At 71.7% G+C, this 26,182-nt stretch carries 21 protein-coding genes and 1 tRNA gene; 15 read left to right on the forward strand and 7 right to left on the reverse strand.

Features of this window, described 5'->3' with window-relative positions:
* Positions 1 to 55: 55 nt before the first annotated feature.
* Positions 56 to 1,477, reverse strand: a complete 1,422-nt coding sequence (locus ACH0A8_RS01615) for a zinc-dependent metalloprotease (protein WP_251154720.1) — start codon at positions 1,475 to 1,477, stop codon at positions 56 to 58.
* A gap of 169 nt (positions 1,478 to 1,646) precedes the next feature.
* Here ACH0A8_RS01615 and ACH0A8_RS01620 point away from each other — a divergent pair, with 169 nt between their 5' ends.
* The 4 genes from ACH0A8_RS01620 to ACH0A8_RS01635 all read left to right on the forward strand — a co-directional run bounded on the left by ACH0A8_RS01620 (position 1,647) and on the right by ACH0A8_RS01635 (position 7,184).
* Positions 1,647 to 2,756 (forward strand): S16 family serine protease, encoded by a 1,110-nt coding sequence (locus tag ACH0A8_RS01620; protein ID WP_251154721.1) that lies wholly within the window; start codon positions 1,647 to 1,649, stop codon positions 2,754 to 2,756.
* A gap of 248 nt (positions 2,757 to 3,004) precedes the next feature.
* Positions 3,005 to 6,034: a UPF0182 family protein gene (locus ACH0A8_RS01625; protein ID WP_311205938.1), complete on the forward strand. Its 3,030-nt coding sequence runs from the start codon at positions 3,005 to 3,007 to the stop codon at positions 6,032 to 6,034.
* Positions 6,035 to 6,097: 63 nt separating this feature from the next.
* Positions 6,098 to 6,174, forward strand: a tRNA-Met gene (locus ACH0A8_RS01630).
* A 197-nt stretch (positions 6,175 to 6,371) separates the two neighbouring features.
* The gene (locus ACH0A8_RS01635; protein ID WP_066652896.1) at positions 6,372 to 7,184 is read left to right on the forward strand and encodes a carbon-nitrogen hydrolase family protein; all 813 of its coding nucleotides are present in this window, start codon (positions 6,372 to 6,374) and stop codon (positions 7,182 to 7,184) included.
* Between the two features lie 947 nt (positions 7,185 to 8,131).
* On the opposite strand, the gene ACH0A8_RS01640 is transcribed toward ACH0A8_RS01635, so the two are convergent.
* Entirely contained in the window at positions 8,132 to 9,334 is a 1,203-nt protein-coding gene (locus tag ACH0A8_RS01640; RefSeq protein WP_406906235.1) for an aminotransferase class I/II-fold pyridoxal phosphate-dependent enzyme, read from the reverse strand.
* 221 nt (positions 9,335 to 9,555) lie between these two features.
* Between ACH0A8_RS01640 and ACH0A8_RS01645 the strand changes: the two genes are divergently transcribed.
* The 5 genes from ACH0A8_RS01645 (at position 9,556) to ACH0A8_RS01665 (ending at position 16,036) form a co-directional block, all read left to right on the forward strand.
* Positions 9,556 to 11,634, forward strand: coding sequence for a S1C family serine protease (locus ACH0A8_RS01645; protein ID WP_406906237.1), 2,079 nt, complete (start codon positions 9,556 to 9,558; stop codon positions 11,632 to 11,634).
* Between the two features lie 218 nt (positions 11,635 to 11,852).
* A complete protein-coding gene (locus ACH0A8_RS01650) occupies positions 11,853 to 12,896 on the forward strand; it encodes a glycosyltransferase family 2 protein (RefSeq protein ID WP_251154726.1) in 1,044 nt (347 codons plus the stop codon).
* Positions 12,897 to 12,905: 9 nt separating this feature from the next.
* Positions 12,906 to 13,724, forward strand: a complete 819-nt coding sequence (locus tag ACH0A8_RS01655) for a CDP-alcohol phosphatidyltransferase family protein (RefSeq protein ID WP_209683599.1) — start codon at positions 12,906 to 12,908, stop codon at positions 13,722 to 13,724.
* Positions 13,721 to 14,665 carry a glycosyltransferase gene (locus ACH0A8_RS01660; RefSeq protein ID WP_311205935.1) on the forward strand — a complete coding sequence of 315 codons (945 nt, stop codon included), beginning with the start codon at positions 13,721 to 13,723 and terminating at the stop codon, positions 14,663 to 14,665. The genes ACH0A8_RS01655 and ACH0A8_RS01660 overlap by 4 nt, the downstream gene beginning before the upstream one ends.
* 138 nt (positions 14,666 to 14,803) lie before the next feature.
* Positions 14,804 to 16,036, forward strand: a complete 1,233-nt coding sequence (locus tag ACH0A8_RS01665) for a CDP-glycerol glycerophosphotransferase family protein (RefSeq protein ID WP_311205934.1) — start codon at positions 14,804 to 14,806, stop codon at positions 16,034 to 16,036.
* Between the two features lie 11 nt (positions 16,037 to 16,047).
* On the opposite strand, the gene ACH0A8_RS01670 is transcribed toward ACH0A8_RS01665, so the two are convergent.
* From ACH0A8_RS01670 to ACH0A8_RS01685, 4 genes are all read right to left on the reverse strand, one after another.
* Positions 16,048 to 16,359, reverse strand: a complete 312-nt coding sequence (locus ACH0A8_RS01670; protein ID WP_251154728.1) for a hypothetical protein — start codon at positions 16,357 to 16,359, stop codon at positions 16,048 to 16,050.
* Between the two features lie 108 nt (positions 16,360 to 16,467).
* A complete protein-coding gene (locus ACH0A8_RS01675) occupies positions 16,468 to 17,238 on the reverse strand; it encodes an ABC transporter ATP-binding protein (RefSeq protein WP_271825987.1) in 771 nt (256 codons plus the stop codon).
* Positions 17,238 to 18,062: an ABC transporter permease gene (locus tag ACH0A8_RS01680; protein ID WP_251154730.1), complete on the reverse strand. Its 825-nt coding sequence runs from the start codon at positions 18,060 to 18,062 to the stop codon at positions 17,238 to 17,240. Before ACH0A8_RS01680 ends, ACH0A8_RS01675 begins: the two co-directional genes overlap by 1 nt.
* 46 nt (positions 18,063 to 18,108) lie before the next feature.
* Entirely contained in the window at positions 18,109 to 18,804 is a 696-nt protein-coding gene (locus ACH0A8_RS01685) for an NTP transferase domain-containing protein (RefSeq protein WP_066652912.1), read from the reverse strand.
* Between the two features lie 333 nt (positions 18,805 to 19,137).
* Here ACH0A8_RS01685 and ACH0A8_RS01690 point away from each other — a divergent pair, with 333 nt between their 5' ends.
* The 3 genes from ACH0A8_RS01690 to ACH0A8_RS01700 all read left to right on the forward strand — a co-directional run bounded on the left by ACH0A8_RS01690 (position 19,138) and on the right by ACH0A8_RS01700 (position 22,478).
* On the forward strand, positions 19,138 to 20,478 hold the full coding sequence (locus tag ACH0A8_RS01690) for an ABC transporter ATP-binding protein (protein ID WP_271825986.1): 1,341 nt from the start codon (positions 19,138 to 19,140) through the stop codon (positions 20,476 to 20,478).
* The gene (locus ACH0A8_RS01695) at positions 20,454 to 22,025 is read left to right on the forward strand and encodes an ABC transporter permease (protein ID WP_311205932.1); all 1,572 of its coding nucleotides are present in this window, start codon (positions 20,454 to 20,456) and stop codon (positions 22,023 to 22,025) included. The genes ACH0A8_RS01690 and ACH0A8_RS01695 overlap by 25 nt, the downstream gene beginning before the upstream one ends.
* A 192-nt stretch (positions 22,026 to 22,217) precedes the next feature.
* Positions 22,218 to 22,478, forward strand: a complete 261-nt coding sequence (locus ACH0A8_RS01700; RefSeq protein WP_144411249.1) for a DUF3039 domain-containing protein — start codon at positions 22,218 to 22,220, stop codon at positions 22,476 to 22,478.
* A 4-nt stretch (positions 22,479 to 22,482) separates the two neighbouring features.
* On the opposite strand, the gene ACH0A8_RS01705 is transcribed toward ACH0A8_RS01700, so the two are convergent.
* Complete coding sequence (locus tag ACH0A8_RS01705) at positions 22,483 to 23,952, reverse strand: nicotinate phosphoribosyltransferase (protein WP_406906259.1); 1,470 nt, start codon at positions 23,950 to 23,952, stop codon at positions 22,483 to 22,485.
* On the opposite strand from ACH0A8_RS01705, the gene murI reads away from it, so the two are divergent.
* The 3 genes from murI to rdgB are packed head-to-tail and all read left to right on the forward strand — an operon-like array spanning position 23,936 to position 26,099.
* Positions 23,936 to 24,781 (forward strand): glutamate racemase, encoded by an 846-nt coding sequence (murI, locus tag ACH0A8_RS01710; protein WP_066652917.1) that lies wholly within the window; start codon positions 23,936 to 23,938, stop codon positions 24,779 to 24,781. The two genes, ACH0A8_RS01705 and murI, sit on opposite strands and share 17 nt — an antisense overlap.
* A complete protein-coding gene (gene rph / locus ACH0A8_RS01715; RefSeq protein ID WP_066652919.1) occupies positions 24,778 to 25,509 on the forward strand; it encodes a ribonuclease PH in 732 nt (243 codons plus the stop codon). Before murI ends, rph begins: the two co-directional genes overlap by 4 nt.
* Entirely contained in the window at positions 25,506 to 26,099 is a 594-nt protein-coding gene (rdgB, locus tag ACH0A8_RS01720; RefSeq protein WP_066652922.1) for an RdgB/HAM1 family non-canonical purine NTP pyrophosphatase, read from the forward strand. Before rph ends, rdgB begins: the two co-directional genes overlap by 4 nt.
* The last annotated feature ends 83 nt before the right edge of the window (positions 26,100 to 26,182 follow it).

Below are 26,182 nucleotides of genomic sequence, written 5' to 3' on the forward strand. Positions count from 1 at the left end.
CACGCTGGCGGAACGGCCGGCCCCGTGGGGACCGGCCGTCACGATCTGTGGAGAACTAGCGGGGTCCGGCGCCGGGGGTGTCGTCGCCCGTAGCGCGGTCGTCCGCGGGGCCGCCCTCGTCCTCGATGCCGCCGCTCTCGTCCTCGCGCGGGCGGTCGCCGGAGGCGTCGTTGAGCAGGTCCTCGAGCGCCTTGTCGAACGCGTCGTCCTCGGCGGAGCGACCCGGGTTCCGCAGCCGCAGCACGAAGGCGTCCGGGTCGTCCACGTCCTCGGACGTCGGCACGGCGTCGAAGTGCGACCACAGGGCGTCGCGCTCCTCGGCCCCGAACTCCTCGGTGACGCGCTGCCAGAGCGCAGCGGCCTCGCGCAGTCGGCGGGGACGCAGCTCGAGGCCGACGAGCGTGGCGAAGGCCGACTCCGCGGGACCACCGGCGGCACGGCGACGGCGGACCATCTCCGCGATCGCGTCGGACTTCGGCAGCCGGACGGTCGCGGCGGCGGTGACCGTGTCGACCCAGCCCTCGACGAGCGCGAGCATCGTCTCGAGCCGGCCGAGCGCGGCTTCCTGCTCGGGCGTGCGCGGCGGGATGAGCGCCCCGGACGCGAGCGCGTCGCGCAGCTGCTCCTGGTTGGTCGGGTCGATCTCCGAGGCCAGCTCCTCGACCCGGTCGAACGGGATGTGGATGCCCCGTGCGTAGTCGGTGATCGACGAGATGATGTGCAGCCGGAGCCAGCGGGCGGAGCGGAAGAGCCGGGCGTGCGCGAGCTCACGGACGGCCAGGTAGATCCGGACCTCGTCCTCGGGCACGTCGAGGCCCTCGGCGAACTCGGCGACGTTCTGCGGCAGCAGTGCGGCGACCTGCTCGTCCAGGAGCGGCACGCCGACGTCGCCGCCGGAGACGACCTCCTTCGACAGCTGCCCGACGACCTGGCCGAGCTGGATCGCGAACAGGGCGCCGCCGACGCCGCGCATCGCCTTCGAGACGTCGCCGAGCATGGCCTTGAGCTGCTCGGGCGCGCGCTGGTCGATCGCCTCGGTGAGCGCGTTCGCGATGCTCAGCGCCACCGGCTCGGCGATCTGCGCCCAGACCGGGGTGGTGGCCTTCGCCCACTGCTCCCGCGTGTACAGGCTCGGCGTCGCGGTGAGCTCGGGGACGCTCGTGGCCTCGTCCAGCCAGAGCGCGGCGACCTGGAACGCCTGGTCCGAGGCCTGGGCGGTCGCCGGGTCGACCGGGTGTCCGCCGTCACGCGCGATCGCGGTCGCACGCTCGGACGCGACCGAGAAGTCGATGCCGTCCCCGCCCGACTGCGCCGCGCGCTGGAGCTGGCTCATCAGGTTCGCCACGAACGCCGGGTCGTTCGGCAGTCCGGCCGCGCCCGCGAGCTGCGACGGGTCGATCTGCCCCTCTCCGGAGAGCAGCTTGCGCAGCATCTCCTGGAAGTCGTCGTCCGGCCCCGGCTGCGGTTGATCAGGCATGACGACTACGCTAACCGCTGCTCACGGGGCCGCGCCCGGGATGCTCCCGAGGGGACGCCCGGACCGCTGCGCCGAGGGCGAACAGCCTGCGAGCACGCGGGCGACCGACCCGCCAGCGCGCGGGTGCACCGCCCGCACCCGCGGGCGCCCCGCCCGTGGAAGGACGTCCGTGACCCTCTTCGCCCCCGCGCCCCGTCGCCGTTCCCGCGCACGCACCGTCGGCTGGGCGTTCGTCATCGGCGCGGTCGTGCTCGGACTCCTGGCGAGCTTCCTGCCGAGCCCCTACCTGATCGAGGTGCCCGGGCCGGTCTACAACACGATCGGCACGCAGCGGCAGGGGCAGGGCAAGGACGCGAAGGACGTCGAGCTCATCCAGATCGACGGGGCGGAGACGTACCCGACGGGTGGCGCGCTCGACATGCTCACCGTGGGCATCCAGGGTGACGCCACGAACCGCCCGTCGTGGACGAGCGTGATCCGCGCGCTGTTCTCGCGCTCCGAGGCGGTCATCCCCGCGAGCGCCGTCTACCCGGAGGGCACCACCACCGAGCAGGTGAACCAGCAGGACGAGGCCGACATGCGGTCGTCGCAGCAGTCCGCCGTCGCCGCCGCGCTCATCCACCAGGGCCACGACCTGCCGACCGAGCTCCGGGTCGGGACGGTGCAGGAGGGCTCCGCTGCGGACGGCACCATCCGCGAGGGCGACGTCATCACGGCCTTCGACGGGGAGCAGCTGACCGAGAACGTCGACGCCGGGTCGCTCCGTGCGGCGGTCGCGGAGCACGGGACCTCGTCGCCGGCGACGGTGACGCTGCTGCGCGACGGGAAGCGCGAGCAGGTCGAGGTCACCCCCCGCGAGGAGCAGGGGACCCCGCTCCTCGGGGTCGGCGTCACCGAACGGTACGACTTCCCCTTCGACGTGAAGATCGCGCTGCAGGACGTCGGCGGCCCGTCCGCCGGCATGATGTTCGCGCTCGGGATCATCGACGAGCTGACGCCGGGCGAGCTCAACGGCGGGAAGCACGTCGCGGGCACCGGCACGATCACCGCGGACGGCGAGGTCGGCCCGATCGGTGGCATCCGGCAGAAGCTCTACGGCGCGAAGGACGCGGGTGCGACCGTGTTCCTGGCGCCGGCCGACAACTGCGACGAGGTCGTCGGCCACGTGCCGGACGGACTCGACGTCTACAAGGTCGCCACGCTCGACCAGGCGGTCACCGACCTCGAGACGATCGCCGCGGGGAAGAGCACCGCCGGGCTCGCACGCTGCGGCTCCTGACCCGGCCACCCGCACGGCGCGACGTGCGCGCTCGACGCGATCCGCGCCTCCCGGCCGACCGGCCTGGAGGCTCGGCTCGCCTTCCTGAGTCCCCGTACAGTTTCGCTGTCGGTCCGGACCAATAGGATCGGAGCACTGACGGCCCGGCGCGCCGGGCCCGCCGGTCCGACACGTCTGGAGCACATCAAGTGACGACAACCTCGTCCACCTCGGGCACTGCTGGGCGGCGTTCGCCGCGGGTCCCGATCGTGGTCACGATCATCGTGCTGGCCGCACTGGTGATCGGCTTCTTCATCTTCGCCAGCCTGTACACCGACTACGCGTGGTTCGCGCAGCTCGGGTTCCAGCAGGTCCTCACCACGCGCTGGATCGCGGGCACGCTCATGTTCGTGGCCGGGTTCCTCGGCATGGCGGTCCCGGTCTACGTGAGCATCGCGCTCGCCTTCCGCTTCCGCCCGGTCTACGCCAAGCTCAACTCGCAGCTCGACCGCTACCAGCAGGTCATCGAGCCCCTGCGCCGCGCGGTCATGATCGGCATCCCGGTCGTCCTCGGCCTGTTCGCCGGGCTCGCGACCGCCGGTCGCTGGAGCATGGTGCTCGAGTACTTCAACCGGACCCCGTTCGGCCAGAAGGACCCGCAGTTCGGGCTGGACATCGGGTTCTACGTGTTCGAGCTGCCGTTCTGGCGCTCGATCGTGGCGTACTCGTCGGCCGTCGTCCTCATCGCCGGCATCGCCGCGCTCGCCGCGACCTACCTCTACGGCGCGCTGCGCTTCGGCGGGCGCGAGGTCCGCATCTCGAAGGCCGCACGCGTCCAGCTCGCCGTCACCGCAGCGGTCTACGTGGCGCTTCAGGCCGTCAGCCTGTGGCTCGACCAGTACGCCGCGCTGACGAAGGACAACCCGCTCATCACGGGTGCGCAGTACACCGACGTCAACGCCGTCATCCCGGGGCGCGAGATCATGGCGGGCATCGCGGCGATCGTCGCGATCCTCTTCATCGTCACCGCCGTCATCGGCCGCTGGCGCATCTCGATCGTCGGCACCGGGCTGCTGCTCGTCGCGGCGATCGTCATCGGCGGCATCTACCCCTGGATCGTCCAGCGCATCCAGGTGAAGCCGTCGGAGCGGACCTACGAGTCGGCCTTCATCGAGCGCAACATCAAGGCCACCCGCGACGCGTACGGCGTGAGCGGGGTGCAGGAGCAGAACTACGACGCCACGACCGAGGCGAGCTCCGGCGCGCTGGCGCAGGACGCCCAGACCACGGCGAACATCCGTCTGATCGACCCGAAGATCGTCTCGGACACGTTCAGCCAGCTGCAGCAGTACCGGCAGTACTACCAGTTCCCCGACCAGCTGGACGTCGACCGCTACGACATCGACGGCCAGACCGAGGACACCGTCATCGCGGTCCGCGACATCGACCTCGACGGGCTCAGCTCGCAGGCGAACACCCAGTACAACCGGACGTTCGTCTACACCCACGGCTTCGGTGTCACCGCGGCCTACGGCAACCAGCGCGCGAGCGACGGCAAGCCGGTGTTCCTCGAGTCCGGCATCCCGTCGAACGGGCAGCTCGGCAACTACCAGGAGCGCGTCTACTTCGGTGAGACCTCGCCGCCGTACTCCATCGTGGGCGGACCCGAGGGCTCGAAGAACATCGAGCTCGACTACCCGGCCGGCTCCGACGACAGCGACGGCGGCAACGCCACGACGACGTACCAGGGCGACGGCGGACCGAGCCTCGGTGGGTTCTTCAACCGCCTCGTCTACGCGGCGAAGTTCCAGTCGGAGCAGATCCTGCTGTCGGACGCGGTGAACCGCGACTCGCAGATCCTGTACGACCGCGACCCGATCCAGCGCGTGCAGAAGGTCGCTCCGTACCTGAAGCTCGACAGTGACGCGTACCCGGCGATCGTCGACCACCGCATCCAGTGGATCGTCGACGGCTACACGACGAGCGACGCCTACCCGTACTCCCAGAGCCAGAGCCTGTCGGACACGGTCGCCGGGACCGACTCGTCGGCGTTCCGCACGGACCAGGTGAACTACATCCGCAACTCGGTGAAGGCCACCGTCGACGCGTACACCGGCAAGGTGACGCTCTACGCGTGGGACACCGAGGACCCGGTGCTCAAGACGTGGCAGAAGATCTTCCCCACGTCGACGCAGCCGGTCTCGCAGATGAGCGCGGAGCTCCTCGACCACGTGCGCTACCCGACCGACCTGTTCAAGGTGCAGCGCTCGATCCTCGGCACGTACCACGTGACGAACGCGAACTCGTTCTACTCGGGTGACGACGCGTGGAACACTCCGCAGGAGACCACCACGGGCACGACCGACTCCGAGGCCAACTCGGACACGGTGTCGCAGACGACGACGAACGCCCTCGGTACCAGGACCACGGCGTCGCAGGGCAACCTGCAGGACCCGTACTACCTGACGATGAAGGTGCCGGGGCAGGACACCGCCTACTCGCTGTACACGACCTACATCCCGCAGCAGTCGGCCGGAGCGAACAACCGCAACGTGCTGACCGGGTACCTGGCGGTGGACTCCGACGCGGGTGGTGCCGGCAAGGGCGAGAAGGCGTCGAACTACGGCAAGCTCACGCTGCTGACGATGCCGAAGACGGACAACATCCCGGGTCCGGCGCAGGTGCAGAGCCTCTTCAACGGTGACACCACCGTGTCGCAGGAGCTGAACATCCTGAAGCGGGGCAACTCGACCGTGAAGCAGGGCAACCTGCTGACGCTGCCGGTCGGCGGTGGGTTCCTCTACGTCCAGCCCGTCTACGTCCAGTCGACCTCGAGTGGCTCGTACCCGCTGCTGCAGAAGGTGCTCGTGGCCTTCGGCGACAAGATCGCGTTCGAGGACACCCTCGACCAGGCGCTCAACGAGCTGTTCGACGGTGACTCCGGTGCTGCCGCCGGTGACCAGGGCGCGGCGAACGGGTCGGGTTCGACCGGTTCGTCGGACTCGGGTTCGTCGGGCTCGGGCTCGTCGGGCTCGGGCTCGTCCGACTCGGGTTCGGGATCGTCCGACTCCTCGGGTGACTCCGGTTCGTCGTCCGGAGGGTCCTCCTCCGGCGGCTCGGGCAGCTCGTCGAGCAACACCGGCAACCAGGCGCTCGACCGGGCCCTGGCCGACGCGCGCAGCGCGCTGCAGGACCGCCAGAAGGCCTACGCCGACAACGACCTGGTCGCTGCGGCCGAGGCGGACAAGCGCCTGCAGGACGCCATCGAGGCCGCGACCGAAGCCGAGAACGGCAACTGACACGCCGTGGCGGGGCACTCGATTTGTGCCCCGCCACCGGGGTGTGTAGGCTATTGGATGTGCCGCGGGGTGGAGCAGTTCGGTAGCTCGCTGGGCTCATAACCCAGAGGTCGTAGGTTCAAATCCTGCCCCCGCAACCAAGCGTCACAAGAAGGCCCCGGTCCACTCGGACCGGGGCCTTCGTCGTTCCACCCGGACGTGCGAGGGCTGCTGGTCGTGCCGGTCGTGCTGGTCGTGCTGGTCGTGCTGGTCGTGCTGGTCGTGCTGGTCGTGCTCGTCGCGCCGGTCGTCCTCGCCGCTGCGTTCAGCGAGGACGTGCCGCGGCTACGCTCGGGCCATGGCAACCCTCACCGTCGCCGCCGCGCAGTTCGCTCCCGTCGACGACACGGCAGCCAACCTCCGCACCGTGCAGGCCGCTGCCGAGGACGCCGCCGCGCGCGGGGTCGACCTGCTCGTGACGCCCGAGTACACGTCGTACTTCAGCGCGGAGATCGACGACCGGTTCGTCGCCGCCGCCGAGCCGCTCGACGGGCCCTTCGTGACCGGGCTCCGGGCGATCGCGCGACAGCACGCCATCGCGCTCGTCGTGGGTGTGGCCGAGACCGCGGGGACGCCGGGACGGTTCCGGAACACCCTGGTCGCGGTGCTGCCCGACGGATCGATCGCGGCGACGTACCGCAAGGTGCACCTGTACGACGCGTTCGGGTCGAAGGAGTCCGACCGCATCGAGTCGGGTGATGCCGACCAGCTGCCGGTGTTCGAGCTCGGCGGGGTCCGCATCGGCCTCGAGACCTGCTACGACCTGCGTTTCCCCGAGGTCACCCGGCGCCTGGCCGCACCCGAGGTCGGCGCAGCCGATGCGGTGGTCCTGCCGGCCGAGTGGGTGCGCGGCCCCGGGAAGGAACACCACTGGCGCACACTGCTGACCGCCCGTGCGATCGAGAACACGGTCTGGGTCGTCGGGGTCGGTCAGACCGGGCCGATCGGTATCGGCGACTCCGTGGTGATCGACCCCGCCGGTGTCGCGGTCGCCGCCGGCGGAGCCCAGCCCGGCACCGTCGTCGCGACGATCGACACCGCGACCACCGAGGCGGTCCGTGCGGTCAACCCCTCGCTCGCGCTCCGTCGATTCGACGTGCACCCGCGCTGAGCGCACGCCCCGCACGGGCACGGACTGTGCACTCGCCCGCGCCGCACAGGCTGCGCCCGCCCGGGCCTCTTCCGCACGGTCTGTCTCCCCGAGCGGGCGGAACCGGCATCGCGGCGCGAGCTCCGCCCTCGATTCCGCCCGCTCGCGGGCCCTGGTGCGGTCGTGTTCGTCCTCTGCTGCAACCAGACGAGCCGCGCGGACCAGCGAACGACGGCGAACGGGCGGAACCGGGAGAGCCGCGTGTCGAAGGATGCAGGAACGACCCGCTCGCGGGGACAGCCGGCGCGGGCCGGTGACGGATCGACGAGCTGCGCTCCCCGAACGGGCGGAAACAGCGGCTCAGTACGGCGAGACGCGCAGAGAAGGTCCGCTCGCGGTGGCTGGGGGACCGGGGCTCGTCGAACGGGCGGAAACGGCGGCTGGGAGCGGCGAGACGTGCAGAGAAGGCCCGCTCGCGGTGGCTGAGGGACCGGGTGGCCGGGTGACCGGCGCTCGTCGAACGGGCGGAAACGGCGGCTGGGTGCGCCGAGATGTGCAGAAGAGGCCCGCTCGCGATGACCCGGTGATCGGAAGCCGGGAGACCGGGTGGCCGGGTGACCGGGTGGCCGGGTGACCGGCGCTCGTCGAACGGGCGGAAACGGTGGCTCGGTGCGCCGAGACGTGCAGGAGAGGCCCGCTCGCGGTGGCTGGGGGACCGGGTGGCCGGCGCTCGCCGGACGGGCGGAAACGGCGGCTCAGTGCGGCGAGACGAGCAGAGAAGGCCCGCTCGCGGTGACCGGGTGACCAGCGCTCGCCGAGCGGGCGGTAACGGCGGCTCGGTGCGGCGAGAAGTGCAGAAGAGGCCCGCTCGGCTGGCCAGCGCGGGACGACGGCTGCGGACGTGCACGTCGGGTGCGGCGCGCCGGAGCACGGGGTGCGCCGTGGGGGAGGGTGGGGGCGCCTCCGGGTCAGCGGGTCGGGCCGAGGGCTGCGAGGCGGCTGACGGCCTCGGACAGGACGTCGCGGCGCTTGCAGAACGCGAAGCGCACGAGCGACCGGTAGCCCGCCGCGCGCTCCGGTCGGACGAACGCCGACACGGGGACGCCGACGACCCCGGCGAGTCCGGGGAGCCGCAGGCAGAACTCCCGGGCGTCGTCGTACCCGAGCGGTGCGGTGTCCGCGAGGACGAAGTACCCACCGTCCGGGTGCATCACCTCGAAGCCCGACGCGCGGAGTCCGCCCGCGAGCAGTTCGTGCTTCTCGGACAGCTCGCGCGCGATCCCGTGGAACACCTCGTCGGGCAGACGGAGCCCGGCTGCGACCGCGGGCTGGAAGGGAGCCCCGTTCACGAACGTCAGGTACTGCTTGACCGAGACGACGGCCTCGACGAGTGCGGGTGCCGCCGTGAGCCAGCCGATCTTCCAGCCGGTGGTGCTGAAGGTCTTGCCAGCGCTGGAGATCGTGATCGTCCGGTCCGCTGCACCGGGCAGGGTCGCGACGGGGACGTGCGGTGTGCCGAAGGTGAGGTGCTCGTACACCTCGTCGGTGACGACCAGGGCGTCGTGCCGCTCGGCGAGCTCGAGGACGGTGGCCAGGACCTCGCGGGGGAGGACCCGCCCGGTCGGGTTGTGCGGTGTGTTCACCAGCACGACCCGCGTGCGGTCGGTGAACGCGGCACGCAGGGTGTCCTCGTCCGGCAGGAAGTCCGGTGCCGTCAGGGGAACCGTGACGTGGGTGCCGCCGGCGAGACGGATCAGCGCCCCGTACGCGTCGTAGAAGGGCTCGAAGGTGACGACCTCGTCGCCCGGCTCGACGAACGCGAGCAGCGTCGCGGCGAGGGCCTCGGTCGCGCCGGCGGTGACGAGGACCTCGCGGTCCGGGTCGACCGTCAGCCCGTACCAGTGCGCCTGGTGCTCGGCGATCGCCTCCCGGAGCTCCGGCGCCCCGCGGCCGGGCGGGTACTGGTTCACGCCGCGGCGGATCGCGTCGACCGCGGCGTCGAGCACCTCGACCGGGCCGTCCTGGTCGGGGAAGCCCTGGCCGAGGTTGACGGCGCCGGTGGCGGCAGCGAGCGCGCTCATCTCGGCGAAGACGGTCGGCGCGGGGACGCCGTCGGGACCGAGCAGCATCGCCCCCTCGGCGGCTCGGAGCCAGGGTCCGGTGCGGTGCATGGTGGTCCCTCCGGTGCGCGCGGCGCGGGTCGACGGCCTGGAGGCCCCAACCTAGTCGGACGGATCGGCAGTGCGCGTCCTGCGGGTCACCCGGCGCCGCGAGACCGGGAACGCGTCCACAGCCCACGCATAAGATCGCCATAGGTCGCTTGCAGCGCCAGCAGGAGCACCGCTCAGGTGGGTCCGGAAGACTGCACGAGCTTGAAAGGAGCACGTCCAGCATGACCGACACCACGCCACACGGCCAGGGCGACGACAACCGCCCCGAGGAAACCGACCACCGGGCCGCAGCCGAGGACGCCTCGCGCGCCACCTCCGGCGAGGGCACGTCGACGCAGGACGTCTCCGGACAGCCCGCCGACCGCCGTACGGACCACGACCACACCGACGTCATCGACGACGCCCACGGGGCCGAGACCGACGTCATCGCTGCGGGGACCGACACCACGACGGACCGCTACACCGCGCCCTACCCGACCATCGACCGCGACCGCGACGGCAGCGATGCCGGGCAGCAGGCCAGCCCCTACGGCTCCGACAACGCTCACCACGGGCGGGGCGACGGACAGAGCGCGTCCGGCCAGAGCGCCCACGGCCAGGACGACGACCGGTACGGGCACAGCCAGTACGGCCAGGGTCAGAGCCAGTACGGCCAGGGCCAGTACGGCCAGGACCAGGGCCAGTACGGCCAGGGCCAGTACGGCCAGGGCCAGTACGGACAGAGCCAGTACGGCCAGGGCCAGTACGGCCAGGAGCAGAGCCAGTACGGCCAGAGCCAGTACGGCCAGGACCAGAACCAGTACGGCCAGGACCAGAACCAGTACGGCCAGACCCAGAACCCGACCCCCTACGGTCAGGACCAGTACGGCCGGTCCCAGGGCCAGCCCCGCTACGGCGAGTACGCCCAGGGCACGCCGCAGGTCGGCTCGCAGTACGGCGCACCGCAGAGCGCTTCGTACCCCGGCTCCGCCCAGGCCCCCTCGTCCGCCAGCGCCTTCGGCGACGTGGACGGCTCGAACCAGCGCAACGGCCACTACTTCGGCGGCGCTGCCGCGGGTGCGGCGACCGGGACCGCCACGGGTGCCGCAACGGGCACGACCGCGAACGGGAAGGGCGGCCGCAACAAGCTCGTCCTGCCGATCGTCGCGGGTCTGGTGCTCGCCGGCCTGGTCGGCGGCGGCGCCGGTTGGGCGGCCGGTGCAGCCCAGGGCGGCGGCACCACCGTGATCGGCTCCGGCTCGTCGCAGAACGGCGGCAACCTCACGGTCAACGACTACAACAACGCCACCGTCGTGACCGCGGTCGCCGCGCAGGCGACGCCGTCCGTCGTCACGATCAACGTCTCCTCGGGCTCCGCGGGCGGCACCGGCTCCGGTGTCTTCTTCACGAAGGACGGGTACATCGTCACGAACACCCACGTGGTGACCCTCGACGGTGACAGCTCGAACGGCACGATCACGGTCACGACGTCCGACGGCAGGATCTACCCGGCGAAGCTCGTCGGCACCGACCCGACGGTCGACCTCGCGGTCATCAAGATCGACGCGACCGGCACCAAGCCGATCTCCTTCGCGAACTCCTCCGAGCTCAACGTCGGTGACACCGCCGTCGCGATCGGCGCGCCGCTCGGCCTGTCGAACACCGTCACCGACGGCATCGTCTCGACCCTGAACCGCAGCATCCAGGTCGCCTCGAGCGCCCCCAGCCAGGGCGGCGACTCGAACGAGGGCGGCAACGGCGACAGCCCGTTCGAGTTCCCGGGCAACGGCGGATCCTCCACCAAGACGACCGTCTCGCTGCCGGTCATCCAGACCGACGCGTCGATCAACCCCGGCAACTCGGGCGGCGCCCTGCTCGACTCGAAGGGCAAGCTGATCGGGATCAACGTCGCGATCGCGAGCGCGGGCAGCTCACAGTCCTCCGACGCGCAGTCGGGCAGCATCGGTGTCGGCTTCGCCATCCCGGCGAACCTGGTCCAGCGCGTCGCGAACGAGATCCGTGAGAACGGGTCCGCGACGCACGGTCTGCTCGGCGCGACGGTCGGCGACGCCTCCGAGGACGCGAACGCCACGCAGATGGGTGCGCTCATCAAGTCGGTGTCGTCCGGCGGAGCGGCGGCGGATGCCGGCCTGCAGAAGGGCGACGTCGTGACGAAGATCGGCTCGGCATCAGTGGCGGACGCCACCGACCTGACCGCGCAGGTCCGCTTCTTCGCCGGCGGTGCGAAGACGACGATCACCTACGTCCGCGACGGTCAGACGCGCGAGGCCGACGTCACGCTCGGGACCTACAAGAGCTGACGCGACCAGCGACGGACGGGAGGCGCGGTGCCGGCTGGCACCGCGCCTCCCGTCCGTCGTCCGGCCCCGACGCGGCTCGTGGTGCGGTCCGCCGGTCGGCGCCCTGGCGGGTCCGACGCAGGTGGGCGCTCCGGCCGCTTGATAGGCTCATGGCTGCTCTCCGGGGCGGTACCGGTCCACGGTGCGCTCCGCGCGTCAGCCACGACCCCGAGGACCGCATGCAGACAGACGGACAGCCCCTGCCGGGGGTCTCGTACGTGATGCCGGTGCTCAACGAGGTCACCGAGGTCCGTGCCGCGGTCGGGAGCCTGCTGGAGCAGGACTACGAGGGTCCGTTCGAGGTGATCCTCGCGCTCGGACCGTCGATCGACGGGACGAACGAACTCGTCGCCGAGATGAGCGCCGCCGATCCTCGTGTCCGGGCCATCGAGAACCCCGTCGGCTCCACACCCGCCGGGCTCAACGTCGCCATCCGAGCATCGGTGCACCCGATCGTGATCCGGGTCGACGCCCACTCGGTGCTGCCGTCGGACTACACCCGGATCGCCGTCCGCGTGCTGCTCGAGTCGGGTGCGGACAACGTCGGTGGCATCATGCACGCCGAGGGCCGCACGCCGTTCGAGCGTGCCGTCGCGCTCGCCTACGGCAGCCGGGTCGGCCTCGGGGGGACACCGCACCACGTCGGCGGCAAGGCCGGTCCGGCCGAGACCGCCTACCTCGGGGTGTTCCGACGCGACCGGCTGTTCGAGGTCGGACTCTTCGACGAGGGCATCAAGCGCGGCCAGGACTGGGAACTCAACCGGCGGTTGCGCCAGACCGGTGGCACGGTGTGGTTCACCCCGGAACTCGTGGTGACCTACCGGCCGCGGCCGAGCCTCCGACGACTGGTGCGCCAGTTCGTCGCGACGGGCCTGTGGCGCGGTGAGCTCGCCCGACGCTTCCCGGCGAACAACGGCCTGCGGTACTTCGCGCCCCCGGCGATGGTCGTGGCGATGGCGCTCGGGATCGTGGCCGGACTCGTCGGCATCGTCGGTGCCGTGCTCGGGTCGCCCGTCGCCTGGGCGGCGCTGGGCTTCGTCGTCCCCGCCGTCTACCTGCTCTTCGTCGTGCTCGGCGCCGTCCTCGTGGCGCGGCGTTCCGGGCTGCCCACGATGCTCTGGCTGATCGTCGTGCTGCCCTGCATCCACGTCGGTTGGGGCATCGGTTTCATCATCGGGTTCCTGACCCGGACCTCCGAGCTGACCACGCACACGGGACGGTGACCTGACCCCTTGACCGACGACACCACCGGCCGCGGCAGCGCCCGCCCGACCTCGATCGCCGAACTCCGTGCGGTCGCCCAACCCGACGAGGTCCGCTCGCGGGCGAACGCCGAGCACTGGACGGCGTCGCTCTACCTGCGCGACGTGTCGCCGTACCTGACCTGGGTGCTGCTCAGGACGCGGGTCTCGGCGAACCAGGTGACCGGCCTGATGATCCTGGTGGGGTGGAGCGTCGCCGCCGCGCTGCTGATCCCGGGCATCTGGGGTGCACTGCTCGCACTCGTGCTCGGTCAGCTGCAGATGCTCGTGGACTGCTGTGACGGTGAGGTCGCCCGGTGGCGCGGCACCCGGTCGCCCGCCGGGGTGTTCCTCGACAAGGTCGGGCACTACACGACCGAGGGACTCATCCCGATCGCGCTCGGCGTCCGCGCCGCGACCTGGCCGGTCCACGGCGCGGACTGGATGTGGACGACGATCGGGTGCGCGCTCGGCCTGGTGATCGTGCTCAACAAGGCGCTCAACGACATGGTCCACGTCGCCCGCGCGAACGCCGGGCTCGAGAAGCTCGTCGACCGCCGGGACGCCGGCACGGCCCCGTCCGGGCGGCGCTTGGCGACGCTGCGTCGCTTCGCACGCTTCCTGCCCTTCCACCGCCTGTACCACTCGGTCGAGCTGACCATCCTGGCGTTCGTGTTCGCACTGCTCGGGCTCGTCGTCGGCAGCCCGCTGGTCGACCGGGTCCTGGTCGGGGCGCTGTTGCCGCTCGCCGTCCTCGCCACGGCCGGTCACTTCGTCGCCATCATCTCGTCGAAGCGGGTGCGGGCATGACCTCGGGAGCGACGACGGGCGCCACACCGGAGGCGTTGCCCGGGACCCACCGTCGGAACGCCGTCCCGCACCGGCAGCGCCCGCGCATCGCCGTCGTGAGCCTGTCCCAGGGCACCCGTCCGGACGACCTCCGCCGTGGGCTGACGAGCGTGCTCGCGCAGCAGGACGTCGAGCTCGACGTCGTGTGCGTCGGCAACGGCTGGGAGCCGACGGGGTTGCCCGAGGGCGTCCGTGCGCTCGCGCTGCCCGAGAACGTCGGGATCCCCGCCGGTCGCAACGCCGGAGCAGCAGTCGTCGACGGCGACTACGTGTTCTTCCTCGACGACGACGCGTCGATCCCGTCGCCGACCTTCCTGCGTGACGCCGTGGCACTGCTCGAACGCGACCCGTCGCTCGGCCTGGTGCAGCCGCGGGTGGTCGATCCGACCGGATCGGCGAACCCCCGTCGCTGGGTGCCGCGCATCCGCAAGGGCGCTGCGACCGACTCGTCGCCGGTCTTCTCGGTGTGGGAGGGGGCCGTGCTCCTGCCGATGGACGTCCACCGCGCCGTCGGCGGGTGGGGTGCACCGTACTTCTACGCGCACGAGGGCATCGAGCTGGCGTGGCGTGTGTGGGACGCCGGTCGACGCGCCTGGTACGCCGGCGACCTGGTCGCGCACCACCCGGCGATCGACCCCGCCCGGCACGCCGAGTACGTCCGGCTGAACGCCCGCAACCGCGTGTTCCTGGCACGCCGCAACCTGCCGGTGGCACTGCGACCCGTCTACGTCGGGTCGTGGGCCGCGATCCAGATCGCTCGCTGGTGGCGACACCCGGTGCGCCTGCGGACGTGGTTCGCGGGGATCCGGGAGGGCTGGACGGCGGACTGCGGACCGTCGCGGCCCATGGGGTGGCTGACCATCGCCCGGATGACGCTGGCCGGTCGGCCACCCGTCGTCTGACTCCGCCGCCCGGACGTCCCGGCGCCCCGACCGGGCGTCCGCGGTCGAGCACCCCGTCGCTGCCCGCACCACACCCTTCGTCACTGCCGTCGTCGCCGAGCACACCGCCCAGCAACCGCCCGTAGCCTGAGGACCACCATGCCGATCACCAAGGACGTCCGGACCGCGATCCGTCTCGCCCGCCGCCTGCTGCGTGCCCGTCAGAACCGGCGGGAGCTCGACCGCCGGCTCCCGGAGGTCCCGGAGCTCGCACCGCGCTCGATCGAGGTCGCGGTCTACTTCGCCGACGGCAAGGTGAACATGTACCAGCTCCGGCAGTGGTACGCGCCGTTGGCGGAACTCGCCCGCGAGCACCCCGTCGCGATCATCTCCCGCAGCCCCGGCACGATGACGACCCTGCTCGACGAGTCGCCCGTCCCGGCGGTGTACGCCCGCCAGGTCGTCGACCTCGAACGGTTCGTCGAGGAGCAGGCACCGAAGATCGTCCTGTACGTCAACCAGAACGCCCGCAACTTCCAGATGATGCGGTACGGGCGCATGTGGCACGTCTTCGTCAACCACGGCGAGAGCGACAAGATGTACATGACCACCAACCAGTTCAAGGCGTACGACTACGCCCTGATCGCGGGAGACGCCGCCCGGGACCGCCTGCGTGCCGCCCTGTGGGACTACGACGTGGACCGCCGCACCATCGCCATCGGACGCCCGCAGGCCGACCACTTCGCCGGTGCGGTGCCGTACCCCCACGACGACCGGACCGTGGTGCTCTACGCGCCCACGTGGGAGGGCGACCGCGCCGCCGCCGCGTACGGCTCGATCGCGTCGCACGGGGTCGAGCTCGCCGAGCGCCTGCTCGCGACCGGTCGACACCGGCTGGTGTACCGGCCGCACCCGCGCAGCGGCGTGCTCGACCAGGACTACCGTGCTGCCCACGAGCGCATCGTCGCCGCGATCACCGCCGCGAACGCCGCCGACCCGTCTGCGCACCACGTGTACGACGACGGCCCGCAGCTCGGGTGGCAGCTCGCGGACGCGGACGTCGCCGTGACCGACATCAGCGCGATGATCTACGACCGACTGGCCGTCGGCAAGCCGCTGCTCGTGACGCGTCCTGCGGCACCCGAGGCCGACGTGGACGAGCGCGGGTACCTCGGCGCCGCGAACTGGCTGCTCGCCGAGGACGCCGCCGACGTGGTCGCGCGGGTGGACGCCGCCGCGAACGACGCCGAGGAGCTCGCGACGCTGCAGCACTGGGTCGAGCGGTACTTCGGCGACACCACACCCGGCGTCGCGACGCGCCGGCTGCACGCTGCCGTCGACCGTCTCGTGGCGCGCTGGCACGAGGTCGCCCGGGAGCGCGGCGAGGGCTGACCCTGCGGTCGTCACGACGCGAGGCCGACCAGACGGTCGCCCACGAGTGACATCCGCCACAGGTACTCGGAACGGTCCGGGCGCCGCCACCGGACGACCACGATGCCGGTCTGCTCGGGGTCGGCGCCGAACACCGCGATCGACAGGGATCGACCCGGGTCGAGACGGTTGACCGCCAGCGGCGGGCAGTACCCGCTGCCGAGGTGCGTGAGGGAGATCGCGTGGAGCGGCTCCGGCCCGGTGTTCACCAGGTCGTAGCGACGTGGTGCCCAGGATCGGTCGACGGTGAACGGGACTGCGTAGGCCGTGGGTGGGTGGTGCATGCGGGCCACGGTAGGGGGAGGGGCCGACGTCGGGAGCCCGGGGGAGTGCGCTGGTGCCTCGGCTTGTGGACGAGGGGACGGCGGGGCCCGGGTGTGGAGGAGCGGAGCTCAGGCCCCGTGGTCGGCCGCGTACCGCGCCAGGGCTGCCTCGATCGTGTCGTCGAGCTGCAGACGCCCCTTGTCGAGGTAGAGCCCCCGGTCGCAGAAGCGACGCAGGTCCTTGTCGTTGTGCGAGACGAAGAACAGCGTCCGGCCACCGGACAGCAGCTCCTCGATGCGCTTGTAGCACTTCTCGCGGAAGCTCTTGTCACCCACCGCCAGGACCTCGTCCACCAGGATCACCGGTTCGTCCAACCGCGAGATCACCGCGAACGCGATGCGCACCTTCATGCCGCTCGACAGGTGCTTGTAGGGGGTGTCGACGAAGTCGCCGATCTCGGCGAAGTCGATGATCTCGTCGAAGGCGTCGCGGATCTCGGCCCGGGACATCCCGTGCAGACCCGCTGTCAGGTACACGTTGTCCCGGACGGTGAGGTCGCCGACGAAGCCGCCGGTGATCTCGATGAGCGGAGCGACACCCGCATCGACACGGATCCGTCCCTCGTCCGGCAGCATGACCTGCGCGACGAGCTTGAGCAGGGTGGACTTCCCCTGACCGTTGCGTCCGACGACGCCGATGGCCTCGCCCGGTCGGACGTCGAACGACACGTTGCGGAGCGCCCAGAACTCGTCCGCGCGCTTGCGGCGGTTGCTCCCGGCGAACAGGTCCTTGAAGCTCCGGCTCGCGCGGCGGTTGCGCTTGAACCGGATCCCGGCGTCGCGCACGGAGATCACGGGCGCCACGCTCGTGGACGGCGCGGTCCGGTCGGTCGCGGTCATCACAGCTCCTTCAGGACGCGGTGCTCGCTCCGGCGGAACACGACGAGACCGACGGCGAGGACCACGGCTGTGACCACCACCGACACGCCGACCTCGAGCCAGTCGAGCTGGCCGGGGAAGAACGCGGAGCGGTACAGGCCGAAGATACCGCTGAGCGGGTTCAGTGCGGCGATGTCGTGCAGCCGGTCGGGCAGGGCCTGCGTGCCGTAGATGATCGGCGATGCGTAGAACAGGAACCGCAGGACGAGCTTCACGGCGCGTTCCAGGTCACGGAAGAAGACGACCAGGGGTGCGACGATCAGCCCGATCCCGTAGACCAGGGCGCACTGCAGCACGATGGCCAGCGGGTACAGCGCCAGTTCCCAGTGCAGGTGCGCACCGGCGGCGATCGCGAAGACCGCGAGCACCGGCAGGCTCAGCAGGAACTCGATGCCCTTCGAGGCGTTCACCCGGGCGACCCAGATGCTCCGGGGGATCGTCGTCGACCGGATCAGCTTCGCCTCCTTCGTGAAGGCCCGCGTCGAGTCCGACACCGCTCCGGTGAACCACATCCACGGCAGCAACGCCGACAGCAGGAAGACGATGTACGGTTCCTCGCCCACCGATCCCCGGTGGAAGACCTGGGTGAAGACGAACCAGTAGATCGCCGACATCACCAGCGGGTCGAGGATCGACCACAGGTACCCGAGCGCGGACGTCGAGTACCGGACGCGCAGGTCCCGCACGGTCAGCAGCCAGAGTGCCTGGCGGTACCGCCGACCGGCGCTCCGGGACGACGTCGATGCAGTCGTCGCGGGCGCGGTCGGCGCACTCGCTGTGGTCACGCGGCTTCCCTCCGGGCGGAACCGCCGAGGGGGTCCTGACGGTGGTTCAGGCGAACAGGTCGTTCGCGCGCTGGAGGTCCTCGGCGAAGTCGATCTCGACCGCGTACAGGTCGGAGATGTCGATCGGCGACCAGCGTAGCCCGTCCTCGGCGATGGCAGCCTCGATGCCGCCCTCGAAGTACTCCTGGTCGTCGACGCGGCCGAGCTGGCGGATGAGTGCCTGCTTGTCGCGCGAGGAGACGTAGTTGATGCCGACGGCCTCGCCCAGTCCGCCCACGACCCGCTTCGAGAGTTCCTTGATGCAGCCGTCGGCGTCGACCGTGTACTTGACCTCCTCGTCGGAGACCTTCTCGGTGTTGACGCTGACGAACGAGCGGTCCTGGTCCATCATGTCCGCGGCACGGACGAGGGCGCGCGGGTCGAAGACGACGTCGCCGTTCATCCACAGGACGCCGCTCTTGCCGGTCGCCTTGAGCGCGCGCAGCAGGCTCTTCGACGTGTTCGTCGAGTCGTAGGACTCGTTGTAGACGAAGTTCGCCTCGGGGAACGCCTCGACGATGTACTCGGACTTGTAGCCGACGACGATCGTGACGCGGGCGCTCGAGCCGAAGGCGGCTCGGATGTTGTCGAACTGCTGCTGCATGATGGTGCGGCCGTCGCTGAGTTCGGTCAGCGGCTTCGGCAGGCTCCGACCGAGTCGGCTGCCCATCCCCGCTGCGAGGATGACGATCTGCGTGGTCATGCTGGTCCCTTCTGGTGTCCGCCCGCGCGCCGCGTGGGGCACGGGCGGGCCTCGTCGAGTGTGCCCGCTCCGGGTCCGAGTTCGCCGTGAGCGTGCGCTTCCTGCACCTTCGTGCGGGGGACGAGCGGCCACGGGCGCCCGTCCGGGCAGGTTTCCATGTGGTGAACACTCCGTCGTGCCCTGGTGAATGATACGGAACGAGTGCGCTCCGGGGTACACCCCCGCGTGCTTCGTGCTCATTTCGTGATCCTGTGACCGGTTCGGTACCGAGGCCCTCGCGGACGCGCCGCCGGTCGGGGTCGGCCGCGTCCGGCGCGTTGGTACGGTGGGGCGGTGGCTGCAGCTGATGACGACGACGTGTACGCGACGTCCGACGCCGCCTGGCTGGCGGACGCGGACGGACCGTCCGGTGACGCGGCCGACGACGACACGGGGGACGAGGATGCGCGCGACGACGCCTCCGATGATGACGAGATGACCGACGACACGACGGGTGCGGCCGTCGCGGTCGGCCACGACGAAGGTGCACCCGACCAGGGCGCCGACCCGGAGACCGCCGTCGCCGCGCGACCGGCAGCTGCTGCGACGAGCGCACCCGCCACCGCTGCTGCGGCGACCGGCGCACCGACGGCCACGGCCGCCGCGTCGGACCGCACTCCCCGCAAGGGCAAGGGCAAGGGCAAGGGCAAGGGGCGTGCCGCACGACCCTCGGGCCCCGCGACGCCCGCACAGCCCACCGACACGACCGCCACCGGCTCCGGCGCGGCCGGGGACGACGCGTCGAGCACAGGGACGACCCAGCGTGCGGGCACGCCGAAGACCGCTGCGGCCGGCTCCACGGCGAAGGAGAAGCGCGCTCCCGGACGCCAGCCGACCGCCACCGCCGCCGCGACGCAGACCGCACAGGCGCAGCAGCCCGTCGTGCTCCGCGCGAGCGGCCTCGTGAAGCGGTACGGCCAGACCCTCGCCGCGGACGAGGTCGACCTCGAGATCCGCCAGGGTTCGATCTTCGGCGTCGTCGGACCGAACGGCGCCGGCAAGACCACCACGCTCTCGATGGTCACCGGTCTCCTCCGGCCCGACGCGGGCACCGTGACCGTCCTCGACCACGACGTCTGGTCCGACCCGACGGCGGCCAAGCGCGCCCTCGGTGTGCTGCCCGACCGGCTCCGGCTGTTCGACCGGCTCACCGGCGCGCAGCTGCTGCACTACTCGGCCACGCTCCGTGGGCTCGACGGTGCGACCGCACGGAAGCGCAGCACCGACCTGGCCGAGGCGTTCGGTCTCGGCGAGGCGCTCGGGCGCCAGGTCGCCGACTACTCGGTCGGCATGGCGAAGAAGATCGCGCTCGCCGCGACCCTGATCCACTCGCCGCGCGTCCTCGTGCTCGACGAGCCGTTCGAGTCGGTCGACCCGGTGAGCGCGGCGACGATCACGGACATCCTGCGGCGGTACACCCGCGGCGGCGGCACCGTGGTGCTCTCCAGCCACTCCATGGAGCTCGTGCAGCGCACGTGCGACTCCGTCGCGATCATCGTCGGCGGCAAGGTCCTCGCCTCCGGCACGATGGCGCAGGTCCGCGGGCGCAAGAGCCTCGAGGACAAGTTCGTCGAACTCGCGGGCGGCCGCGTCGTGGCAGAGAGCATGGAATGGTTGCACAGCTTCTCCGACTGAGGGTCGACCTGCTCGCGGGCGAGGTCCGTGGGGGAGCCCGACGGTCGGTCCTCGTGGTGCTCGGGTCCCTGCTCGGCCTGGTCGCCGCCGTGGTGGTGGCCGGCGAGCTCCTCGCGCTGCGGCAGGCACCCGTCGAGGTCGCGCGGTCGGTCGCGGTCCCCGTCGGCACGTTCGTCGCCCTCGCACTCACGCTGGTGCCGCTCGTCGTCGGTCGCAGCGACCAGTTCGACCCGCGCCGCTTCGCCGTGTACGGGATCGACCGCCGTCACCTCGCCGTCGGTCTCGGCGTCGCCGGACTCGTGGGCGTCCCGGTGCTCGCCGTCGCGGTCGTCGCGGTCGGGCAGGTCGGCGCGTGGTCGCGCAGCGGCGGCACCGCGGTGCTGGCCGTCGTCGCCGCACTGCTCGGCACCCTGACCTGCGCCCTGCTGCTGCGGGTCGGCAGCGCCGTCGGTGCGACCTTCGTCGGACCGCACCGGTCGCGCGACGCCGGCTGGCTCGCCGCCCTCGTGATCGTCGTGCTGGGACTGCCGGTGGCGTCGCTGCTGTTCCGCAGCGACTGGCTCGACCCCGCCAGCACCGAGCTCCAGCGGATCGCCGACGTCGCCGGGTGGACGCCGTGGGGTGCCGCCTGGGCGGTGCCGGCGGACGTGGCGAGCGGTCGCGTCGGCGAGGGGCTCCTGAAGCTGCTGGTCGCCCTGGTCACCGTCGCACTGCTCGCGTGGGCCTGGTGGGCGCTGGTCGGCGTCGCACTCGAGGCCGCGGACGGACGCGCCGGCACCCGCCGCTACCGCGGGCTCGGCTGGTTCGCCGGCCTGGGCTCGACGCCGGTCGGCGCGGTCGCCGCCCGGGCGCTGACGTACTGGGGCCGTGACCCGCGCTACCGGATGTCCTACCTGGTCATCCTGTTCGTGCCGCTCGTGGTGCTCCCGCTCGGGGTCGCCGGCGTGCCGTGGCACTGGACCGCGCTGGTCCCGCTGCCGCTCATGGCACTCATCGCCGGGTTCCTGCCCCACAACGACGTCTCCTACGACAACACCGCGGTCTGGCTGCACGTGGCGTCGGGCGCTCCCGGTTGGACCGACCGGCTCGGGCGACTCGTGCCCCTGCTCGTCGTCGGACTGCCGCTCGTCGTGGCGGGCGCCGCCGTGTCCGCCGCGCTCTTCGGGGACCCCACGGCCTTCCCGGTGCTCACCGGCATCGCAGTGGGTGCACTGCTCGCCGGGCTCGGGCTGTCGAGCGTCGTCTCCGTCCTGCTGCCGTACCCGACCGTCCGCCCCGGCGACCACCCGTTCCAGCAGCCGCAGGCCGCCGGGACGACGGCCGCGGTCGCGCAGACGACGATGATCGTCGGCATCCTGGCGTCGCTCGTCCCCGCGGGCTGGCTGGCGGTGCTCACCGCGGTCGAGGGTCCGGAACCCTGGGCACTCGCGACGCTCCTCGTCGGCATCGCCGTCGGTGTCGTCGTGCTCGTGACCGGCGTGGCCGTCGGCGGTCGGCTCTTCGACCGGCGCGGTCCCGACCTGCTCGCTGCGGCGCAGCGGAACTGAGCGACTGCCGGCCGGGAGGCACGCTGTGGCCCGACGCCGTGCCTCCCGTCGGCACGCACCGTCGGACGGGAGGCGCGTGGCGGGACCGTCCCGCGTCTCCCGTCCGTCCTCGGTGCAGGTGAGCCGCGTGGCGGGGCGAACCCGTGCCTCCCGTCCGTCGCGGCGTCGGCCGCATCGTCGTACCCTGGACCCATGAGCATGACGGAACCCGGCGGCGGCCTCGACGTGATGGACCGCGAGCTCGAGAAGCTCCTCGAGGAAGAGGCGATCGAGCCCGGCGACCACGAGCGGTTCTCGCACTACGTGAAGAAGGACAAGATCCTGCAGTCCGCACTCTCCGGCAAGCCGGTCAAGGCGCTCTGCGGCAAGAAGTGGGTGCCGGGCCGCGACCCGGAGAAGTTCCCGGTGTGCCCGGACTGCAAGGCCATCTACGAGAAGATGAAGTCCGAGTAGTCCGCTAGACCACCATGGTGGGGATCGCCGGGTCGCCGCGTCCGATGCGGGACGCGTCCACCGGGAGCTCCGCCTTGGCGCGCTCGTGGTGCGCCCGAGCCGCCTCGACGCCGGCGACCCCGAGGAACGCCGGGTCGACCTCGCCGTGGTCCACCACGGGGACGAGCAGGGGTCGCTCGTCGGGGCCGAGGCGACCGGAGGTCAGGACGACCTCGGCGGTGGCGATGCCGTTGCGGAGGCGTCGGCCGGCCTCCTTGCGGCCACCGGTCGAGGCCTTGTCCGCGGACTTCTTCGCGACGGGGACCCACTCGTCGCCCGCCGGGGTCTGGTGCGCGACGAGCTTGAACACCATGCCCGCCGCCGGGTGGCCCGAACCGGACACGACGCTCGTGCCGACACCGTAGGAGTCGACCGGCGCGGCCCGGAGCGCGGCGATCGTGTACTCGTCCAGGTCGTTCGTCACGGTGATCTTCGTCGCAGGGGCACCGAGCCGGTCGAGCTGCGCGCGGACCGCGGCGACGACGCTCGGCAGGTCACCGCTGTCGATGCGGACCGCGCCGAGCCGGCCGTCGGTGAGCCGGACGGCGGTCTCCACCGCTGCCTCGATGTCGTACGTGTCGACGAGCAGCGTGGTGCCGTCGCCGAGGGCGTCGAGCTGCGAGCGGAACGCGGCCTCCTCGGAGTCGTGCAGGAGCGTGAACGCGTGCGCGGCGGTGCCCATCGTCGGGATGCCCCAGGTGCGGCCGGCCTCGAGGTTGCTCGTCGCGCCGAAGCCCGCGATGTACGCGGCGCGGGCGGCGGCGACGGCGTTCCACTCGCCGGTGCGGCGCGAGCCCATCTCGGCGAGCGGACGGCCGTCGGCGGCGGACACCATGCGGGCCGCTGCGCCGGCGATGGCCGAGTCGGCGTTGAAGATGCTGAGCGCGAGGGTCTCGAGGACCACCGACTCGGCGAAGGTGCCCTCGACCTGCAGCACGGGGGAGTTGGGGAAGAAGACCTCGCCCTCGCGGTAGGCGCGGACGTCCCCGGTGAACCGGTAGTCCGCGAGCCACCGAGCCGTCCCCTCGTCGATCACGCCGCGGTCGCGGAGGAAGCCGATCTCCTCGTCGCCGAAGCGGAACTCCGTGAGCGCCGTGAGGAAGCGCCCGAGACCGGCGGCAACACCGTAGCGGCGGCCGTCGGGGAGGCGGCGGGCGAACACCTCGAACACGCAGCGTCGATCGGCGGTGCCGTCCTTGAGGGCGGCGTCCACCATGGTGAGTTCGTACTGGTCCGTGAGGAGCGCGCTGGTCACGCGTCCGACACTAGTGACCTCCCGGTGCCGAGGTGACGTCGGTGTGCCACGGTGACGTCGCGGAGCCGGGGCGACGTCGCGGAGCCGGGGCGACGTCGCGGTGCCGAGGCGCGGGGCGCGCGTGGTCGGGCGCCGGGCGGGTGCGGCTCGGTACGCTGGGCGCGTGACGGATGCACCGATCGGAGTCTTCGACAGCGGGGTCGGTGGACTGACGGTCGCGCGGGCGATCATCGACCAGCTGCCGCGCGAGAGCATCCGCTACGTCGGGGACACCGTGCACTCGCCCTACGGCCCGAAGCCGATCGCCGACGTCCGGCGGTACGCGCTCGAGGTGATGGACGACCTCGTCGACCAGGGCGTGAAGGCGCTGGTGATCGCCTGCAACACCGCGTCCTCCGCCGTGCTCCGCGATGCTCGGGAACGCTACGAGCAGGCGTACGGCATCCCCGTCGTCGAGGTGATCCAGCCGGCCGCCCGTGCCGCCGTGAAGCAGACCCGGACCGGTCGCGTCGGGGTGATCGGGACGGTGGGGACCATCGCCTCGCGGGCGTACGAGGACGCGTTCGCCGTGGCTGCCGACGTCACCCTGTCCCTCGCGGCGTGCCCGCGCTTCGTCGAGTTCGTCGAGGCCGGGGACACCTCGTCGCCGGCGCTCCGTGAGGTGGCGGCGCAGTACCTCGCGCCGATCCGCGCCGCCGACGTCGACACGCTCGTGCTCGGGTGCACCCACTACCCGCTGATGTCCGCGGCGATCCAGTACGTGATGGGCCCGGACGTCACGCTCGTGTCGAGCGCCGAGGAGACCGCGAACGACGTCTACCGTCGGCTCGTCGAGCACGGGCTCGAACGCACCACCCCGGAACCGCCGACCTACGCGTTCGAGGCCACCGGCGACGACAAGAACGGCTTCATCCGGCTCGCCCGGCGCTTCCTCGGTCCCGAGGTCTCGAGCGTCGGACACCTCCAGACCGGGGCCATCACGCTGCCCCGAACCGAAAGGACCCCATGAGCACCCGCATCGACGGCCGCAGTGCCACCGACCACCGTCCGGTCAGCATCGAGCGGGGGTGGAGTTCGCAGGCCGAGGGCAGCGCACTCATCTCGTTCGGCAACACGAAGGTGCTGTGCACGGCGTCCTTCACCAACGGTGTGCCGCGCTGGATGGCCGGCAAGGGCACCGGCTGGGTCACCGCCGAGTACTCGATGCTGCCGCGGTCGACGAACGAGCGCATGCAGCGCGAGTCGATCAAGGGCAAGGTCGGCGGACGGACGCACGAGATCTCGCGGCTCATCGGGCGGTCGCTCCGAGCGGTCGTGGACATGAAGGGCCTCGGCGAGAACACCCTCGTCCTCGACTGCGACGTGCTGCAGGCCGACGGCGGGACCCGCACCGCGTCGATCACCGGCGCCTACGTGGCGATGGTGGACGCGATCGAGTGGGGCCGCGACAAGGGCTTCATCGCCAAGAAGGCGACGCCGCTCACCGACAGCGTGCAGGCGATCTCGGTCGGCATCGTCGGGGGGGAGCCGATGCTCGACCTCGCGTACACCGAGGACTCCGCGGCCGACACCGACATGAACATCGTGACGACCGGCTCCGGCAAGTTCATCGAGGTGCAGGGCACGGCGGAGCACGCGCCGTTCGATCGCGACGAGCTGGACACGCTGCTCGACCTCGGCCTCGCGGGCAACCGGTCGCTCGCGGCGATCCAGCGCGACGTGCTGGGCCTCGCGTGACCGGCCACACCGTCGTCCTGGCGACGCACAACCAGGGCAAGGTCGTCGAGCTGCGCGGGATCCTCGGCGAGGCCCTCGGCGCGGGCGTCGAGCTCGTCGGGTACGACGGTCCGGAGCCCGTCGAGGACGGCGACACCTACGCGGCGAACGCGCTCATCAAGGCGCGTGCGGCGGTGGCGCACACCGGGCTGCCGGCGCTCGCCGACGACTCCGGGATCGCCGTCGACGCGCTCGGCGGGGCACCCGGCATCCACTCCGCCCGGTACGCCGGGACGCGCGTGGACGCGGACAACATCGCGCTGTTGCTGCGGAACCTCGAGGGGGTCGTGGAGCGGACCGCTGCGTTCGTGTGTGCCGCCGCCTTCGTCACCCCGGACGGCACGGAGCACCTGTTCGAGGCGGTGTGGAACGGCGAGGTCCTGACCGAGCCGGTCGGGGACGGCGGACACGGGTACGACCCGGTGTTCCAGCCGGACGACGCCGACCGTTCGGCAGCACAGCTGACGCGCGACGAGAAGAACGCACTGTCGCACCGGTCGAAGGCGTTCCGGGGGATCGCACCGATCGTCCGCGAGTACTTCGGGGTCTGACCACACCGGTCGGAGGGCTCCGCGGGACGCCGGCGTCAGCGCGGCGTTCCGTGCCCAGGCACAACGAGCGACACCTCGCGCCA

The sequence above is a fragment of the Curtobacterium sp. 179-B 9B NHS genome, assembly GCF_045370965.1.
In the GTDB taxonomy this organism is placed as follows: domain Bacteria; phylum Actinomycetota; class Actinomycetes; order Actinomycetales; family Microbacteriaceae; genus Curtobacterium.